Below are 14,537 nucleotides of genomic sequence, written 5' to 3' on the forward strand. Positions count from 1 at the left end.
CCATGCCAAGGAATGCAGACAACGAAAACCACTGGCACGCCATCGCCCAGCGCTATGCGCTGGAGCCCGGCCCGATCAACCTGGAAAACGGTTACTTCGGCCGCATGAGCCAAGCGGTACAGGCGCAGTACCTGGAACACGTGGCGTTTATCAACCGCAGCAATTCGCTGCATGTGCGCCAACAATTCGAGCGCGGTGAAAACGAGGCGATCCTCCGCCAAGTGGCCGAGCTGATCGATGCCGATCCCGCCGCCGTAGCCTTCACCCGCAATGCCACCGAAGCCCTGCAATCGCTGATCCGCAACTACAACCGCCTGCAACCGGGCGATCAGGTGCTGATCAGCGACCTCGAGTACGACACCGTGAAAGGCGCCATGCGCTGGCTGGCAGGCTATCGCGGCGTGGAAGTCATCGAACTGTCCCACACGCACCCGGCGAGTTTCGACAGCCTGGTGCAGACGTATCGCGATGCATTCGTGCAGTACCCGCGCTTGAAACTGATGGCACTGACCCACGTGACCCACCGCACCGGGCTGGTCATGCCCGTGGCCGTGATTGCTCAGGCGGCGCGCGAGCAGGGTATCGATGTGATCCTCGATGGCGCCCATGCCCTGGGCCAGATCGAATTCAACCTGGCCGAACTGGGTATCCAATTTGCTGGCTTCAACCTGCACAAGTGGATTGGCGCCCCGCTGACCTTGGGTTTCCTGTACATCGCTCCCGAGCGCCTGGCCGACATCGACCCGGACATGGGCGAATTCCACTACCCCGCCACCGACGTTCGCGCACGTACGCCCTACAGCACGCCGAATTTCCCGGCGCTGATGACCTTGCCGCTGGTGCTTGAAGAACATCGGCAACTGGGCGGCGCGGCGGCCAAGGGCGCGCGAGTGAATTACTTGCGGGACTTGTGGGTCAGCCAGGTACGGGCATTGCCGGGGATCGAGGTGCTGACGCCGGATGATCCACGCCTGTATTGCGGGATTACGGCGTTCAAGTTCATTGGGAAGGATCAGCAGGTGATGACGGAGCGTTTGCTCAAGGACTACAACCTGTTCACCACGACACGTGTAGGTGCGTCGTTTGGCACCTGTATCCGTGTGACGCCAGGGTTGGTGACTCAGGCAGCGGACATCAACATACTGGTCCACGCCATCACCGAACTGAGCACCGATTAGAACTGTGGGAGCTGGCTTGCCTGCGATGGCGGTGGGCCAGTCACCCTTGCCTTAGCTGAAAGACCGCTATCGCAGGCAAGCCAGCTCCCACATTTGAACATCAGTGTTCTTGAGGTTTTCCACAGACAAAAAAAAGCGGTACACCGACCAAGTGCACCGCAAAAATGCCGTTAAGCACAGCAACAACGATTCGGTAAATCAGATCAATCCAGCAGCGCCAGCGCCTCGGCGGTGACTTCCTGGATGCGGGCCCAGTCGCCGTTCTTGACCCACTCAGGGTCGAGCATCCAGCTACCGCCCACACACATCACGTTTTTCAACGCCATGTAGTTTTTGATGTTGGCCGGGCCGACGCCGCCGGTCGGGCAGAATTTCACTTCGCCGAACGGGCCACCCAGGGCCTTGATCGCAGCCACGCCGCCGCTGACTTCAGCCGGGAACAATTTGAAGCGGCGATAGCCCAGGCCATAACCCTCCATGATGCCCGAGGCATTGCTGATGCCCGGCAGCAGCGGGATCGGGCTGTGTACCGAGGCTTCCAGCAGGTCGCGGGTGATGCCTGGGGTGACGATGAACTGCGAGCCAGCCACTTCGGCGGCTTCAAGCATGTGACGGTCGAGCACGGTGCCGGCACCGGTGCAAAGTTCAGGGCGTTGCTCGCGCAGCACCTGAATGGCCTTGAGGCCGAACTCGGAACGCAGGGTCACTTCCAATGCGGTCAAACCACCGGCTGCCAGGGCATCGGCCAGCGGCAGGATGTCCTGTTCGCGGGCGATGGTGATCACCGGCAGGATCCGCGCCTTGGCGCAGAGGCTGTCGATCAAGGCAACTTTATCCGCCATGGACACGGTCGGTTGAGGGCTTTTCATAGCGGCTGATCCTTGGCTCATGGGCACCAGTAAATCTCTAATGTAGGTTGCAGAAACGCGCGAATCGGCATGGCAGCGACGTCGTCACTGGCCAGCGCGGCGCTCAAGGTGGTCAATTTCGAACTGCCGGAAATCGACAGCACGGTGTAGTTCGCCGTGGCCAGCAACGCGCGACTCATGGTCAGGCGTTGGTGCGGCACGGTCGGCGCCAGCATCGGCCAGCAACGGCGGGTACCGTCGGCCTTCAGCGCTTCGGCGAGGTTCGGGCTGTTGGGGAACAGCGACGCAGTGTGGCCGTCATCGCCCATGCCCAGCACCAACACATCAATGGCTGGCAATTCGCCCAGCAGGCGATCGGCCTGCTCGGCAGCGTCTTCAAGGTTGGCCGCAGCGCTGTACAGGCTCAAGAACTTGGCCTTGGCCGCCGGACCTTGCAGCAGATGATGCTTGAGCAAACCGGCATTGCTGTCGGCATGTTCCACCGGCACCCAGCGCTCGTCTGCCAGGGTGATGGTGACCTTGGACCAATCCAGGCCCTGCTTGGCCAGGTGCTGGAAAAACGCCACCGGGCTGCGGCCACCGGAGACCACCAGGGTCGCTTCGCCACGGGCGCTGATGGCCGTGCGCAGTTGCTCGGCCACGTCAGTCGCCAGGCCTTCCGCCAACAGCACCGGCGTGCGGTACTCGTGGGGAGTTACGCCCTGGGGCAGTTTCAAATCAGATATCGCCATACCACGACCTCCCATCCCGCGTGATCAGTGCAATCGAGCTCATCGGCCCCCAGGACCCCGCCGCGTACGGCTTGGGCGCATCACCGGATTTCTTCCACCCGGCGATCAACTGGTCACACCACTTCCACGCGGCTTCGATTTCATCTTTGCGAACAAACAGGTTCTGATTGCCGCGCATCACTTCCAGCAACAACCGCTCGTAGGCATCCGGGATCCGGGCGCTGCGGTAGGTGTCGGAAAAATTCAGTTGCAGCGGACCGCTGCGCAGTTGCATGCCCTTGTCCAGGCCCTGCTCCTTGGTCATCACGCGCAAGGAAATACCTTCGTCCGGTTGCAGGCGGATGATCAGCTTGTTGCTGATCTGCAGGCGCTGCTCCGGGGCGAAGATGTAGTGGGACGGTTCCTTGAAGTGGATGACGATCTGCGACAGCTTTTGCGGCATACGCTTGCCGGTACGCAGGTAGAACGGCACCCCGGCCCAACGCCAGTTGCGGATATCGGCACGCAGGGCGACGAAGGTCTCGGTGTCGCTCTGGGTGTTGGAGTTCTCTTCTTCCAGGTAACCCGGCACCGGTTTGCCGGCGCTGTAGCCCGCGATGTACTGGCCGCGCACCACCTGGGTGGTGAGGCCGTCCGGGCTGATCGGCGCCAGGGCCTTGAGCACCTTGACCTTCTCGTCGCGGATGCTGTCGGCGGACAAGTCGGCCGGCGGGTCCATGGCGATCAGGCAAAGCAGCTGCAGCAGGTGGTTCTGGATCATGTCCCGCAGCTGGCCGGCCTTGTCGAAATAGCCCCAACGGCCTTCAATACCGACCTGCTCGGCCACGGTGATTTCCACGTGGGAAATGTAGTTCTGGTTCCACTGGGTTTCGAACAGGCTGTTGGCGAAACGCAGGGCGATCAGGTTCTGGACCGTCTCTTTGCCCAGGTAGTGGTCGATGCGGTAGGTGCGGTTTTCCGGGAAAAACTGCGCCACGGCGTCGTTGACCTTGCGCGAGGACTCCAGGTCCGAACCGATGGGTTTTTCCAGCACCACGCGGGTGTTTTCCGCCAGGCCGACCTTGGACAGGTTCTCGCAGATCGCGCCATACACCGCCGCCGGGGTGGCGAAGTAGGCAATCAGGCGTTGCTCGGTGCCAGCGATGTCCGCCAGGGCCACGTAGTCATCGGCCTTCAGGAAATCGACGTGCACATAAGTGAGGCGTGCCAGGAAACGCTGGGCAATGGCTTCGTCCAGCTCCTTGCCGACGAATTCGCGCAGGGCGTGTTCGATATGGGCCAGGTGCTGTTGCTCGGAACCGGCTTCACGGGCCAGGGCCAGGATGCGCGTATCGTCGTGCAGCAGTCCGGCGCCATCGAGTTGATAGAGGGCAGGAAATAACTTGCGCAGCGCCAGATCACCCAAGGCGCCAAACAGGGCAAAGGTGCAGGGTTCTACGGTTATCGAAGGCATGATGTTTGTTCTTTTATCAAGTTAAGCTACAAATACCTTTTTTCAAGGCATCACTCAAGGAAAAATGTAGTAATAACCACAACATTTTCCCGAAATACGCATTCCGAGTGGTGGTGTTCAGCTACCCTCAGTAGGATAGGCCACCGCAAAAGGCCACTCGTCGATTGGTTGCCACCTTTTTATTTGCATCGTCGCCCGAAGGAAAGACTGAATGGACCGCGTGCGAAATCTTCTGGAACAGATCCGGAACCGCCTCGAAGAATTGAACAAGGCTGAGAAAAAAGTCGCCGAGGTCATCCTGCTCAACCCGCAGCAGGCGACCCGCTTCTCTATCGCCGCCCTCGCCCAGGCTGCCTCGGTCAGTGAACCGACGGTCAACCGTTTCTGCCGTTCGTTCGGCGTGAGCGGTTACCCTGAGCTGAAATTGCAGTTGGCGCAAAGCCTGGCCAGTGGTGCCGCGTATGTCAGCCGTGCAGTGGAGGCCGATGATAACCCGGAGGCTTACACGCAGAAGATCTTTGGCAGTGCCATTGCGTCCCTGGACAGTGCCTGCCAGGCGCTGGACCCGAACTTGATCAGCAAAGCCGTGGACCTGTTGATCCAGGCGCGGCAGATCCACTTCTTCGGCCTGGGCGCCTCGGCCCCGGTGGCGATGGATGCGCTGCACAAGTTCTTCCGCTTCAACCTGGCAGTGACGGCGCATGCCGATGTACTGATGCAGCGCATGATCGCCTCGGTGGCGCACACGGGCGAGTTGTTCGTGATCATTTCCTACACCGGGCGCACCCGTGAGCTGGTGGAAGTGGCGCGCATCGCGCGGGAAAACGGCGCATCCGTGCTGGGCGTGACCGCCGAGAACTCACCGCTGGCCAAGGCCAGTACGGTGAGCCTGAACATTCCGTTGCCGGAAGACACTGACATCTACATGCCGATGACCTCGCGGATCATCCAACTGACGGTGCTGGATGTACTGGCAACCGGCATGACCTTGCGCCGTGGCGTGGATTTCCAGCCGCATTTGCGCAAGATCAAAGAGAGCTTGAATGACAGTCGGTATCCGGTGGGGGATGAGTTCAACTGACGCCTTGCACCATGTGGCGAGCGGGCTTGCCCCGCGTTGGGCTGCGTAGCAGCCCTAAAACCAGGCGCTGATGTGTAACTGATACACCGCATTTTGCTTGATTGGGGCTGCTTCGCAGCCCAACGCCGGGGCAAGCCCGCTCGCCACAAGGGCCAGCCAGCCCTTAAACGCCGGCCCTAGCCTGCAAACTGAGATGCGCCCGCTCTCCCGGCGCCAGGCTGGCCCCGGCCATCGCCGACTCCACGCACACAAACCCCGATGCCTCGTTGAAGCTCACGCCCAACAGTGGCCGGCTGCCTGGGTGCCACACCACCGTGTCGGCGCTGTCGCCCGTATCAATGCACAGCTCACGCTGCCAGGCATGGTCCTTGAGCTGCAATTCACCGTCATGCTGGAACACCCGCTGACAACCACCTTCCACGCGTAGCTCGCCTTCCTGCTGGCAAACCTGGCGATTGAGCTGGTCGTAACCTTGCGCGCCCTCAAGCCCAGACAGCGCTACCTCATCAACGTGACCAATACGCCAGTAAGCATGCAAAGCGTGGCTCAATTGGCACGGCAGCTCGTCCTGATGCTCGGTACTCAAGCGCAATTCCAGGGTTTCGCCCAGGTGCGCGTGCAGGTCGACTTGCCAGTCACAGAGCTGCAATTGCCAGTGCAGGCGTACGCCGTCGTCGTCGGTGCTGCTGTCGAGCAGTTTCCAGTCGATCAGCCGCGCCCAGCCATGGGACGGCCAGGCATTTTCGCTCGGGTGACGGCCATACCACGGCCAGCACACCGGTATGCCACCTCGGATGGCGCCGACTTGCGGCCACTTGGCCGCACACCACAGCCAAGGTTTCTGGCCGGTAGGCTGAAAGTGCAGCAATTGCGCGCCCTGGCGGCTGAACACCGCCTGGCACAGCGGATGGTCGATCACCAACACGTCACGCATCTGGAAGCGTTCCCAGGCGAACACCGGACGCTCGCGCAGGGATTTGAAAAAGCGTTGCAGCGGTTGCTCATGCATGTGCCACAGTCCTGAATGTCTTCACGGTGCCGCCCAAAAAAAGCGGGTAGCCATGGCTACCCGCAAAATGCGCACAGAGAGAAGGAGCTTATCGCAACAACGTTAGAACGTAGACTGAATTTTCAGGCCGGCTACCAACGCGTTGTCGACTTTATCCACGCCGCCAGGTTGCACGACGTATTGCAGGTTTGGACGCACGGTCAGCCAGTTGGTGACGTGGAAACCGTAGTTGAGTTCGACGTTGTATTCAGTCTCACGGATCGGCGTGTACAGCGGGTTGTCGTAGTCGCTCACACCGTTGGCGGCGTTGAGCAGTTCGGAGTTCTTCTTCACGTCATCGTTGACGTGCAGGCGAGCGACACCGATACCGACGTCATCTTTTGGACGCGCGTCGAATGGCCCTTTGTACACCAGCATGATCGACTGGTAGTTGTCGACCAGGTTGGTTTCCTTGTCGTGGAAGGTGGCGTTGGCCGCGATGTTCAGGCCGCGGGAAGCGTCGCCGTTATGCGTGGTGAGTTGCTGTTGGGCAACGAACCAGTAGCCTTTCTTGCTGCTGCGGGTACGGTAAGCCGCGCCAGTGGTCGCTGCATCGTTGCCGTTGATGTCTTCACGAACGTCCGAAGCATCGGCGGCACTTTTGTAGTAACCCACACGGTATTCGCCCGGCAGGTTGTTGACCTTCGGCGACCAGACCAATTCCACCGGAATCACGGTGCCCTTGGTGCCGCTGCCGCTGAGTTTGAAGCCGTTGCCGTGCTCCAGCTGCGACGGGTTCTGGTTGTACGCACCGATTTGCGCATACAGCTCAGGCGTGATGTTGTACTTCACGCGGATCGCCGCCTGGCTGACCGGCCAGTTGTACCAGGTGTTTACGTAGTTACCCACTTGCGAGCCGCAGAACGACAGGTTCTGGAAGTCGCACGGGAAGGTGTTGAAGTCTTCGCCTTCACCGAAGTAACCGAGTTTCACGTCCAGCTTGTTGTCGAACATCTGGTGCTGGATCCAGAACTGGGTCAGACGCACCATGTGGCCACGCCCGTAGACTTCCTGAGACGAACTCAAGGTGCCGGCACGCGGGTCGCCAATACGGTCATTGGAGATATTCTGGCCATTACGGTTGGTCAACTGGATCTTGGCTTGGGTGTTATCCCAACCCCACAACTTTTGCAGGTCCAGTGCTACGCCCAGACCGAATTGATCGGAGTAACGACCGGTCTTGTCGTTGTTGTAACCACCTTTGGCGTTGTAGCCCATCTCCCCAACGTAGTCAGCCTTGATGTCGATACCTTGCTCGATCAGCTTGGTACGCTCACCGCCCCAATCGCCGGTCATCCATTTCGAATCAGCACTGAATGCATCGGCCGCCATCGCATTGGCGGACAATACCAGGGCTGCCGCAGCTGACATTTGGCAGATCAGCCGAGTGTTGTTGTGTTGCTTTTTCATCCCTACATCCTCGTCTTTATTGTTATTAAACTGTTTTTATCTAACGCGGTTTACTTTTTTTATCTAAAACAACAACTTATCTGCTTCAACGGCCTTTGAATTGGGCCACATTGTCAGCATGCCCCTGTGCGGGCAATGAAGAAGCAGTGCCCAGTCGTTCGCCGGTGTTGGCGTCGAACAGCAATACCTTGGAAGGATCGAATTGCAGGGTCAGGGTCTCGCCCACCTGCGGTGCCACGTCGGGCGACAGGCGGCAGCAGACCTTGGTGTCATTGAGTTGCACGAACACCAGGGTGTCCGGGCCGGTCGGCTCGGTGACCTGGACTTCGGCACGGATGCTCGACGCACTGTCTCCCTCGCCCGACGCCAACATGATCTGCTCCGGACGCAAGCCCAGGATCACGTCGCGGTCCTCAAGGCCGGCATCGGTGGTGTTCAGCGCCAGCTCGCAACGGGCCTGGCCGCTGTCGAGCAGGGCCACCAGGCGACCGTCCTTGCGTTGCAGGCGCAACGGCACGAAGTTCATCGGCGGCGAACCGATAAAGCTCGCCACGAACTGGTTGGCCGGGTTGTTGTAGATCTCTTTCGGCGTGCCGAACTGCTGGATGATGCCGTCCTTCATTACCGCGACCTTGTCGCCCAGGGTCATTGCTTCGATCTGGTCGTGGGTCACGTAGACCGTGGTGGTCTTGAGGCGCTGGTGCATCAGCTTCATTTCGGTGCGCATCTCGACGCGCAGCTTGGCGTCGAGGTTGGACAGCGGTTCGTCGAACAGGTAGATCTTCGGCCGACGCGCCAGGGCACGGCCCATGGCCACCCGCTGTTGCTGGCCGCCGGACAGTTGTCCCGGCTTGCGGTTGAGCAGGTGTTCGATCTGCAGCAGCTTGGCCACACGCGCCACTTCGGCGTCGATATCGGCCTGGGGCATCTTGCGGATCTTGAGGCCGAACTCGATGTTCTCGCGCACGCTCATGGTCGGGTACAGCGCGTAGGACTGGAACACCATGGCGATGTCACGGTCCTTGGGGCTCATGCCGCTCACATCCTGGTCGCCGATCATGATGGCGCCACCGGTGATGGTTTCCAGGCCGGCGATGCAGTTCATCAGCGTGGACTTGCCGCACCCCGAAGGGCCGACCAGGATCAGGAATTCGCCTTCCTTGATCGACAGTTCGATGTTCTTCAAGGTGTCGGGCAGGCCGGCGCCATAGGTCTTGTTTACATTGCGAAGTTCAAGCGTAGCCATGATTACCCCTTGACCGCGCCGGCCGTGAGGCCGCGCACGAAATACTTGCCTGCGATCACATAGACCAGCAGGGTCGGCAGCCCGGCGATCATCGCCGCCGCCATATCCACGTTATATTCCTTGGCCCCGGTGCTGGTGTTGACCAGGTTGTTCAGCGCCACGGTGATGGGCTGGGAGTCACCACTGGAGAACACCACGCCGAACAGGAAGTCGTTCCAGATCTGGGTGAACTGCCAGATCAGGCAGACCATGATGATCGGGGTGGACATCGGCAGAATGATCTGACGGAAGATGGTGAAGAAACCTGCACCGTCCAAACGCGCGGCCTTGATCAGCGCATCCGGAATGCTCACGTAGTAGTTACGGAAGAACAGCGTGGTGAACGCCAGGCCGTAGACCACGTGCACGAACACCAGGCCGGTGGTGGTGCTGGCAAGGCCCATCTTGCCCAAGGTGAACGACGCCGGCAGCAGCACGGTCTGGAACGGCAGGAAGCAGCCGAACAACAGCAGGCCGAAGAACAGCTGCGATCCTTTGAAGCGCCAGAACGACAGCACATAACCGTTCAATGCACCGATGGCGGTGGAGATCAGTACGGCCGGAACGGTGATCTTGATCGAGTTCCAGAAGTAACCGTCTACCGTGGCCCAGGCCTTGACCCAGCCGATGCCGGTGACCACGGTCGGCCAGCTCAGCAGGTTGCCGGAGCTGATGTCTTCCGGGGTCTTGAAGCTGGTGAGCAGCATCACCACCAGCGGCACCAGGTACAGCAGCACGGCGAGGATCAGCACCGCGTAGATCGCGATGCGACTCAGGCTGATGGGTGATTTGGAGGCGAGACTAGTCATTACGCTTGGTCCTCAGCTCGGAGTAGAGGTAAGGCACGATGATCGCGAGGATCGCACCGAGCATCAGGATGGCACTGGCCGAACCCATGCCCATCTGGCCACGGCTGAAGGTGAACGAGTACATGAACATCGCAGGCAGGTCGGACGAGTAGCCTGGGCCGCCGGCGGTCATCGCCGCTACCAGGTCGAAGCTCTTGATCGCAATGTGCGCCAGGATCATCACCGCACTGAAGAACACCGGACGCAGGCTGGGCAGCACCACGCTCCAGTAGATGCGCGGCAGGCTCGCGCCATCGATCTGTGCAGCGCGCACGATCGATTGATCGACACCGCGCAGGCCAGCGAGGAACATCGCCATGATGAAACCCGAGGCTTGCCAGACGGCGGCGATCACCAGGCAGTAGACCACGCGGTCCGGGTCGATCAGCCAGTCGAGACGGAAGCCTTCCCAGCCCCAGTCACGCAGGAGTTTGTCCAGGCCCATGCCTGGGTTGAGCAGCCATTTCCAGGCGGTACCGGTGACGATCATCGAGAGCGCCATCGGGTACAGGTAAATGGTGCGAATGAAGCCTTCACGACGGATTTTCTGGTCGAGGAAGATTGCCAGCGTCACTCCGATGACCAGGGTGATACCGATGAACATCCCGCCAAACACCGCGAGGTTCTTGCTCGCTACCCACCAGCGGTCGTTGTCGAACAACCGCGCGTATTGCGCAAGGCCCGCCCATTTGTAGGTCGGCAGGAACGTGGAATTGGTGAACGACAGCACAAACGTCCACAGGATGTAGCCGTAGAAGCCCACCAGCACGATGAACATGCTGGGCGCCAGCACCAGTTTGGGTAGCCAGCGCTGCAGTGCATCGAACGGCGAGGCTTTGCTGAACACAGCAACAGAACTCATGGGGAAATCCAGTACAGGGAAAAAGGACTACAGGAACAAGCCTTGTGGGGGGCTAGGGAGTCCCCCACAAGGTCAACCGTTACTTGGCAGACTTGATCGCAGCGCCCAATTTCTTGGCGGTGTCGGCAGGGTCGGCTTTCGGGTCGTTGATGTAGTTGGTCACGACATCAAAGAACGCACCTTGCACCGCCAGGGTAGTGGCCATGTTGTGCGCCATGCTTGGCTGCAGGCCGCCGGTCTTGGCGTCTGCCAGGAAGTCCTTGGCAGCGGTCTGGGCGCAGGAGTCGAAGCCGTAGGAATCCATTTTGTTCAGCATGTCGTTGCGAACAGGGATCGAACCCTTGTTGATGCTGAACACTTTCTGGAAGTTCTCACCCAGCACGACTTTGGCAATGTCCTGCTGGCCAGCAGCGGTGCCTTTGTCTTTCTGCTTGAACACCGCCAGGGAGTCGATGTTGTAGGTGAAGGCTTTGTCGGTGCCTGGGAAGGCTACGCACTCGTAGTCCTTGCCAGCGACTTTCTTGGCCGCAGTCCATTCGGACTTGGCCCAGTCACCCATGATCTGCATGCCGGCCTTGCCGTTGATGACCTTGCCCGCTTCGAGGTTCCAGTCCTGGCCTTTACCGTCGACGTCCATGTAGGTCGCGACTTTCTTCAGTTCGGTCAGGGCCTTGACCATTTCCGGACCGGTCAGCGCGCCGTTATCCAGGTCGACCAGGGCTTTCTTGTAGCCATCGGCACCCATCACCGACAGAACGACCGCTTCGAACACGGTGCTGTCCTGCCAAGGCTGGCCACCGTGGGCGAGCGGAATGAAGCCCGCGGCTTTCAGCTTGTCGCCGGCTGCGTAGAATTCTTCGAGGGTGGTCGGGTTCTTGGTGATACCGGCTTTTTTGAAGACCTCCGGGTTGATCCACAGCCAGTTAACGCGGTGGATGTTGACCGGTACGGCGACGTAGTCACCTTCGTACTTCACGGTGTCGGAGACTTTCTTGTCGAGCAGGGAGTCCCACTTCTCTTCTTTGGCGACGTCTTTGAGCACGTCGGTGTCGAGCAGGCCAGTGGACGCCCATTCCTGGATGTCGGGGCCTTTGATCTGGGCAACGCCTGGCGGGTTGCCAGCAACCGCGCGGCTTTTCAGCACGGTCATGGCGGTGGCGCCACCGCCACCTGCGACGGCGCCGTCTTTCCAGACGAAACCATCTTTCTCAACTTGGGCCTTCAGGACATCTACGGCCGCCTTTTCACCGCCCGAGGTCCACCAATGCACAACTTCAACCGTCCCTTTCGAGTCGGCGGCAAATGCAGAGAGGGGAAACAACGAGGCAATGGAAATAGCAACGGCGAGGCGATTAATCGCGTTCATCTGAGTACCTTTTCTTGTTGTTATGCATGCAAGTCTTAGGCTTGCGCTGCACGGAGTTTAAACATGGATTTTTCAGGCGCAGGTAACAAAGGGATGGACAAATGTCACCAACCGGTGACATAGCGCCCAGCCCCGATGGCACTGGCCATGCTTGGCGCCAACGGCAGCGCAGGCAGCAATACCGCTTGCCAGGCATGGTACAGGTCGGGCTTGCCACCCCAGATGACGCTGCTGGGTTGGTTGTGCGGGCTGAGTTCGTGGTGCCAGCTGCCGCGAATACGGTCGATGAAGTGGGTTTCGCAAAACTCCCAGAAACGCCGGTACCAGGTTTCGTAATGCAACTCACCGGTGCGTTTGAGCAAGGCCTGGGCTGCGGCGCTGGCTTCGGCGTGGGTCCAGTGCAGGCGTTCGCGCACCACCGGGCGCTGGTTCCAGTCCAGGGTGTAGACGATGCCGGGGGCGCCATCCACCGACCAGGCGTATTCGCAGGCGCTGGCGAACAGGCCCTTGGCATCGGTCACCAGCCATTCGGGCGTGGCAAGCCCGGCGTGCAGGCGCGCGGCTTCCAGGTGCAGCACCAGCCGCGCCCATTCAAAACCGTGGCCGGGAGTGATGCCGTAGGGGCGGAAGCCGTCGGCGGGGTTGTCTTCGTTGTAACCGAGCAAAGGTTGCCAGTGTGTGTCGAAATGTTCGATCACCATGAACTGGTTGCCCGCCGCGTGGGTGTGGATAACCCGCTCGACAATGCGCAAGGCGCGGTCCAGCCAGCGCGTATCGCCGGTGACATCGGCCAACGCGAGGAAGGCTTCAGTGGCGTGCATGTTGCTGTTGGCACCGCGATAGGCTTCGACGCCGCTCCAGTCCTGGGCAAAGGATTCAAGCATCACGCCCTCCTCCTCGCTCCAGAAAAACTGGTCGATGATATGGACGGCGTCAGTCAGAAGGTTTTGTGCACCGGGCGCACCCGCCACCACCGCCGAGCTGGCGGCCAGGGCAACAAACGCGTGCAGATAAGCGGCCTTGCCACGGTTGCCATCGAGGGGGTGGGGCGTGGCAAACCAGCCTCCGTGTTCACTGTCACGCAGCGGGCCACTGAGGGCTGCAACGCCATGCGCAACCAGCTCCGCATACCCCGGCAGGCCTAGGGCGTGAGCCATGGCGAAGCTGTGGGTCATGCGGGCAGTGTTCATGGTTTCGGCGTGGGCGTCGGCCGGTAACTGGCCTTTGTCGTCCAGGTTGCCAAAGCCGTCGGGCAGTCGCGACGCCTTGGCGAAGGCCAGCAGGCGCTGTCCCTCGGCCGCAAGCCAGGCGTGGTGGGCAGGCGCGTTCAGCCAACTGCTGGCAGGCAGTGGTTGCGTGGTCATGGGTGGCCCTTATTGTTTTTTGTGGGATGACCGGAGTCTAAACAAGGGCGCGGCGACGGCAAGTAACGAAGGGGATGGGAAATGTCACCAAGCAGTGACATTTCCATCACCCACTTTATTGCCCGAGCGGAGTGATCTTCGCCGGTGCGTTAAGTTGCTGGTTCAGGTTCTGAACCTGGCTTTGCAGCGTAGTGATATTGCGTGTGGTCTGGATACGGAACACGTCGAACTCTTTATTGGTCGGCGCATCGCTGTTGGCCGGCTGGTTGTCCTGGGCGCTCTTGAGCACCACAAGGTCCTGCTCGATTCGGGCGATGGCAGCGCTTGGATTGCCTTGTTTCTTCAAGGCGGCCACGTCCGCAGTGAGTTCCTTGATTTCAGTATCACGCTTGCCGGCATCGCCCTGCGCCGCCTTGAGCGTCGCCACGGCGTCGGTCAACGCCTGCACTTGGCCCTGCAATTTGCTGTTGGCGTTGGACAGGTCGGTGGTGCTGGCGGTCATTTGCGCCAGGCGCTTATCCAACTCGGTGGCTTGCCCGGCCACGCCCACCTGCTGCTTGCCCTGCTCCAGCAACTGGCTTTCAAGCTGCTTGATCTGCAGTTTCAGCGCTTCGCTGCCGTTGTTGACGCTGGCCTCGCTGGCCACGACCTTGCCGGAAATGTCCTGCAGCCGCCCCGCTGCTTCCTCGCTGATGCGCGCGAAGCTTTCCTGGGTGGCCACCAACTGCTGGCCCATCAGAGAAATCTGCTGGAAGCTCCACCAGGCCAGGCCCGCAAAGGCGATCAGCAGCGCACCGATCAAGGCCCATAACGGCCCGGTGCTGGCACTCCTAACCTTGACCACTTTGGTGTTGCGCGAGCGCACCGAGGTGGCCGGGGTCGGTTCGAAATCATCGTCATCCCCGACATCGGCCCGCAGGCTGGGAACGTTGTCGAAGTCGTCTTTAGCATCGTTGCGCATGTATCAACCCTGAATCGGTGAAGTGGCGAGCGACGGGAGTATAAACCGCGTTCCCGGCGCACTGATCGACCCGGAACGCCA

At 60.3% G+C, this 14,537-nt stretch carries 13 protein-coding genes; 2 read left to right on the forward strand and 11 right to left on the reverse strand.

Going from position 1 to position 14,537, the window contains the following annotated elements; genetic code table 11:
* Positions 1-2: 2 nt before the first annotated feature.
* Positions 3-1,178 carry an aminotransferase class V-fold PLP-dependent enzyme gene (locus ACP7BX_RS24650; protein ID WP_426130925.1) on the forward strand — a complete coding sequence of 392 codons (1,176 nt, stop codon included), beginning with the start codon at positions 3-5 and terminating at the stop codon, positions 1,176-1,178.
* A 203-nt stretch (positions 1,179-1,381) separates the two neighbouring features.
* Here ACP7BX_RS24650 and ACP7BX_RS24655 read toward each other — a convergent pair whose 3' ends face one another.
* From ACP7BX_RS24655 to zwf, 3 genes are read right to left on the reverse strand one after another with little or no spacing between them, the layout of a single operon-like run.
* Positions 1,382-2,047 carry a bifunctional 4-hydroxy-2-oxoglutarate aldolase/2-dehydro-3-deoxy-phosphogluconate aldolase gene (locus ACP7BX_RS24655; RefSeq protein ID WP_025858441.1) on the reverse strand — a complete coding sequence of 222 codons (666 nt, stop codon included), beginning with the start codon at positions 2,045-2,047 and terminating at the stop codon, positions 1,382-1,384.
* A gap of 17 nt (positions 2,048-2,064) precedes the next feature.
* Positions 2,065-2,778: a 6-phosphogluconolactonase gene (gene pgl / locus ACP7BX_RS24660; RefSeq protein ID WP_426130923.1), complete on the reverse strand. Its 714-nt coding sequence runs from the start codon at positions 2,776-2,778 to the stop codon at positions 2,065-2,067.
* Entirely contained in the window at positions 2,765-4,231 is a 1,467-nt protein-coding gene (gene zwf / locus ACP7BX_RS24665; protein WP_033896321.1) for a glucose-6-phosphate dehydrogenase, read from the reverse strand. Before zwf ends, pgl begins: the two co-directional genes overlap by 14 nt.
* 220 nt (positions 4,232-4,451) lie before the next feature.
* Here zwf and ACP7BX_RS24670 point away from each other — a divergent pair, with 220 nt between their 5' ends.
* Entirely contained in the window at positions 4,452-5,312 is an 861-nt protein-coding gene (locus ACP7BX_RS24670; protein ID WP_174555598.1) for a MurR/RpiR family transcriptional regulator, read from the forward strand.
* 163 nt (positions 5,313-5,475) lie between these two features.
* On the opposite strand, the gene ACP7BX_RS24675 is transcribed toward ACP7BX_RS24670, so the two are convergent.
* From ACP7BX_RS24675 to ACP7BX_RS24710, 8 genes are all read right to left on the reverse strand, one after another.
* Positions 5,476-6,321: a D-hexose-6-phosphate mutarotase gene (locus ACP7BX_RS24675; protein WP_314531227.1), complete on the reverse strand. Its 846-nt coding sequence runs from the start codon at positions 6,319-6,321 to the stop codon at positions 5,476-5,478.
* A 102-nt stretch (positions 6,322-6,423) separates the two neighbouring features.
* Positions 6,424-7,770 carry a carbohydrate porin gene (locus tag ACP7BX_RS24680; protein WP_016975394.1) on the reverse strand — a complete coding sequence of 449 codons (1,347 nt, stop codon included), beginning with the start codon at positions 7,768-7,770 and terminating at the stop codon, positions 6,424-6,426.
* 85 nt (positions 7,771-7,855) lie between these two features.
* Positions 7,856-9,016, reverse strand: a complete 1,161-nt coding sequence (locus ACP7BX_RS24685; protein ID WP_426130920.1) for an ABC transporter ATP-binding protein — start codon at positions 9,014-9,016, stop codon at positions 7,856-7,858.
* A 2-nt stretch (positions 9,017-9,018) separates the two neighbouring features.
* Complete coding sequence (locus tag ACP7BX_RS24690) at positions 9,019-9,864, reverse strand: carbohydrate ABC transporter permease (RefSeq protein WP_016975397.1); 846 nt, start codon at positions 9,862-9,864, stop codon at positions 9,019-9,021.
* Complete coding sequence (locus tag ACP7BX_RS24695) at positions 9,857-10,765, reverse strand: carbohydrate ABC transporter permease (protein ID WP_033896325.1); 909 nt, start codon at positions 10,763-10,765, stop codon at positions 9,857-9,859. The genes ACP7BX_RS24690 and ACP7BX_RS24695 overlap by 8 nt, the downstream gene beginning before the upstream one ends.
* A 79-nt stretch (positions 10,766-10,844) precedes the next feature.
* Positions 10,845-12,131, reverse strand: coding sequence for an ABC transporter substrate-binding protein (locus ACP7BX_RS24700; protein WP_061449338.1), 1,287 nt, complete (start codon positions 12,129-12,131; stop codon positions 10,845-10,847).
* Between the two features lie 104 nt (positions 12,132-12,235).
* Entirely contained in the window at positions 12,236-13,495 is a 1,260-nt protein-coding gene (locus ACP7BX_RS24705; protein ID WP_426130918.1) for an AGE family epimerase/isomerase, read from the reverse strand.
* 115 nt (positions 13,496-13,610) lie between these two features.
* Complete coding sequence (locus tag ACP7BX_RS24710) at positions 13,611-14,456, reverse strand: ATPase (protein WP_426130916.1); 846 nt, start codon at positions 14,454-14,456, stop codon at positions 13,611-13,613.
* Between the last annotated feature and the right edge of the window lie 81 nt (positions 14,457-14,537).

It is taken from the genome of Pseudomonas sp. DWP3-1-3b3 (genome assembly GCF_049896305.1).
Classification (GTDB): domain Bacteria; phylum Pseudomonadota; class Gammaproteobacteria; order Pseudomonadales; family Pseudomonadaceae; genus Aquipseudomonas; species Aquipseudomonas azotoformans_A.

Excerpts from the sequence above, each read along its gene's own strand:
- ACP7BX_RS24650 (WP_426130925.1), top strand. The coding sequence starts at position 3 with ATGCCAAGGAATGCAGACAACGAAAACCACTGGCACGCCATCGCCCAG.
- ACP7BX_RS24655 (WP_025858441.1), bottom strand. The coding sequence starts at position 2,047 with ATGAAAAGCCCTCAACCGACCGTGTCCATGGCGGATAAAGTTGCCTTG.
- pgl (WP_426130923.1), bottom strand. The coding sequence starts at position 2,778 with ATGGCGATATCTGATTTGAAACTGCCCCAGGGCGTAACTCCCCACGAG.
- zwf (WP_033896321.1), bottom strand. The coding sequence starts at position 4,231 with ATGCCTTCGATAACCGTAGAACCCTGCACCTTTGCCCTGTTTGGCGCC.
- ACP7BX_RS24675 (WP_314531227.1), bottom strand. The coding sequence starts at position 6,321 with ATGCATGAGCAACCGCTGCAACGCTTTTTCAAATCCCTGCGCGAGCGT.
- ACP7BX_RS24680 (WP_016975394.1), bottom strand. The coding sequence starts at position 7,770 with ATGAAAAAGCAACACAACAACACTCGGCTGATCTGCCAAATGTCAGCT.
- ACP7BX_RS24685 (WP_426130920.1), bottom strand. The coding sequence starts at position 9,016 with ATGGCTACGCTTGAACTTCGCAATGTAAACAAGACCTATGGCGCCGGC.
- ACP7BX_RS24690 (WP_016975397.1), bottom strand. The coding sequence starts at position 9,864 with ATGACTAGTCTCGCCTCCAAATCACCCATCAGCCTGAGTCGCATCGCG.
- ACP7BX_RS24695 (WP_033896325.1), bottom strand. The coding sequence starts at position 10,765 with ATGAGTTCTGTTGCTGTGTTCAGCAAAGCCTCGCCGTTCGATGCACTG.
- ACP7BX_RS24700 (WP_061449338.1), bottom strand. The coding sequence starts at position 12,131 with ATGAACGCGATTAATCGCCTCGCCGTTGCTATTTCCATTGCCTCGTTG.
- ACP7BX_RS24705 (WP_426130918.1), bottom strand. The coding sequence starts at position 13,495 with ATGACCACGCAACCACTGCCTGCCAGCAGTTGGCTGAACGCGCCTGCC.
- ACP7BX_RS24710 (WP_426130916.1), bottom strand. The coding sequence starts at position 14,456 with ATGCGCAACGATGCTAAAGACGACTTCGACAACGTTCCCAGCCTGCGG.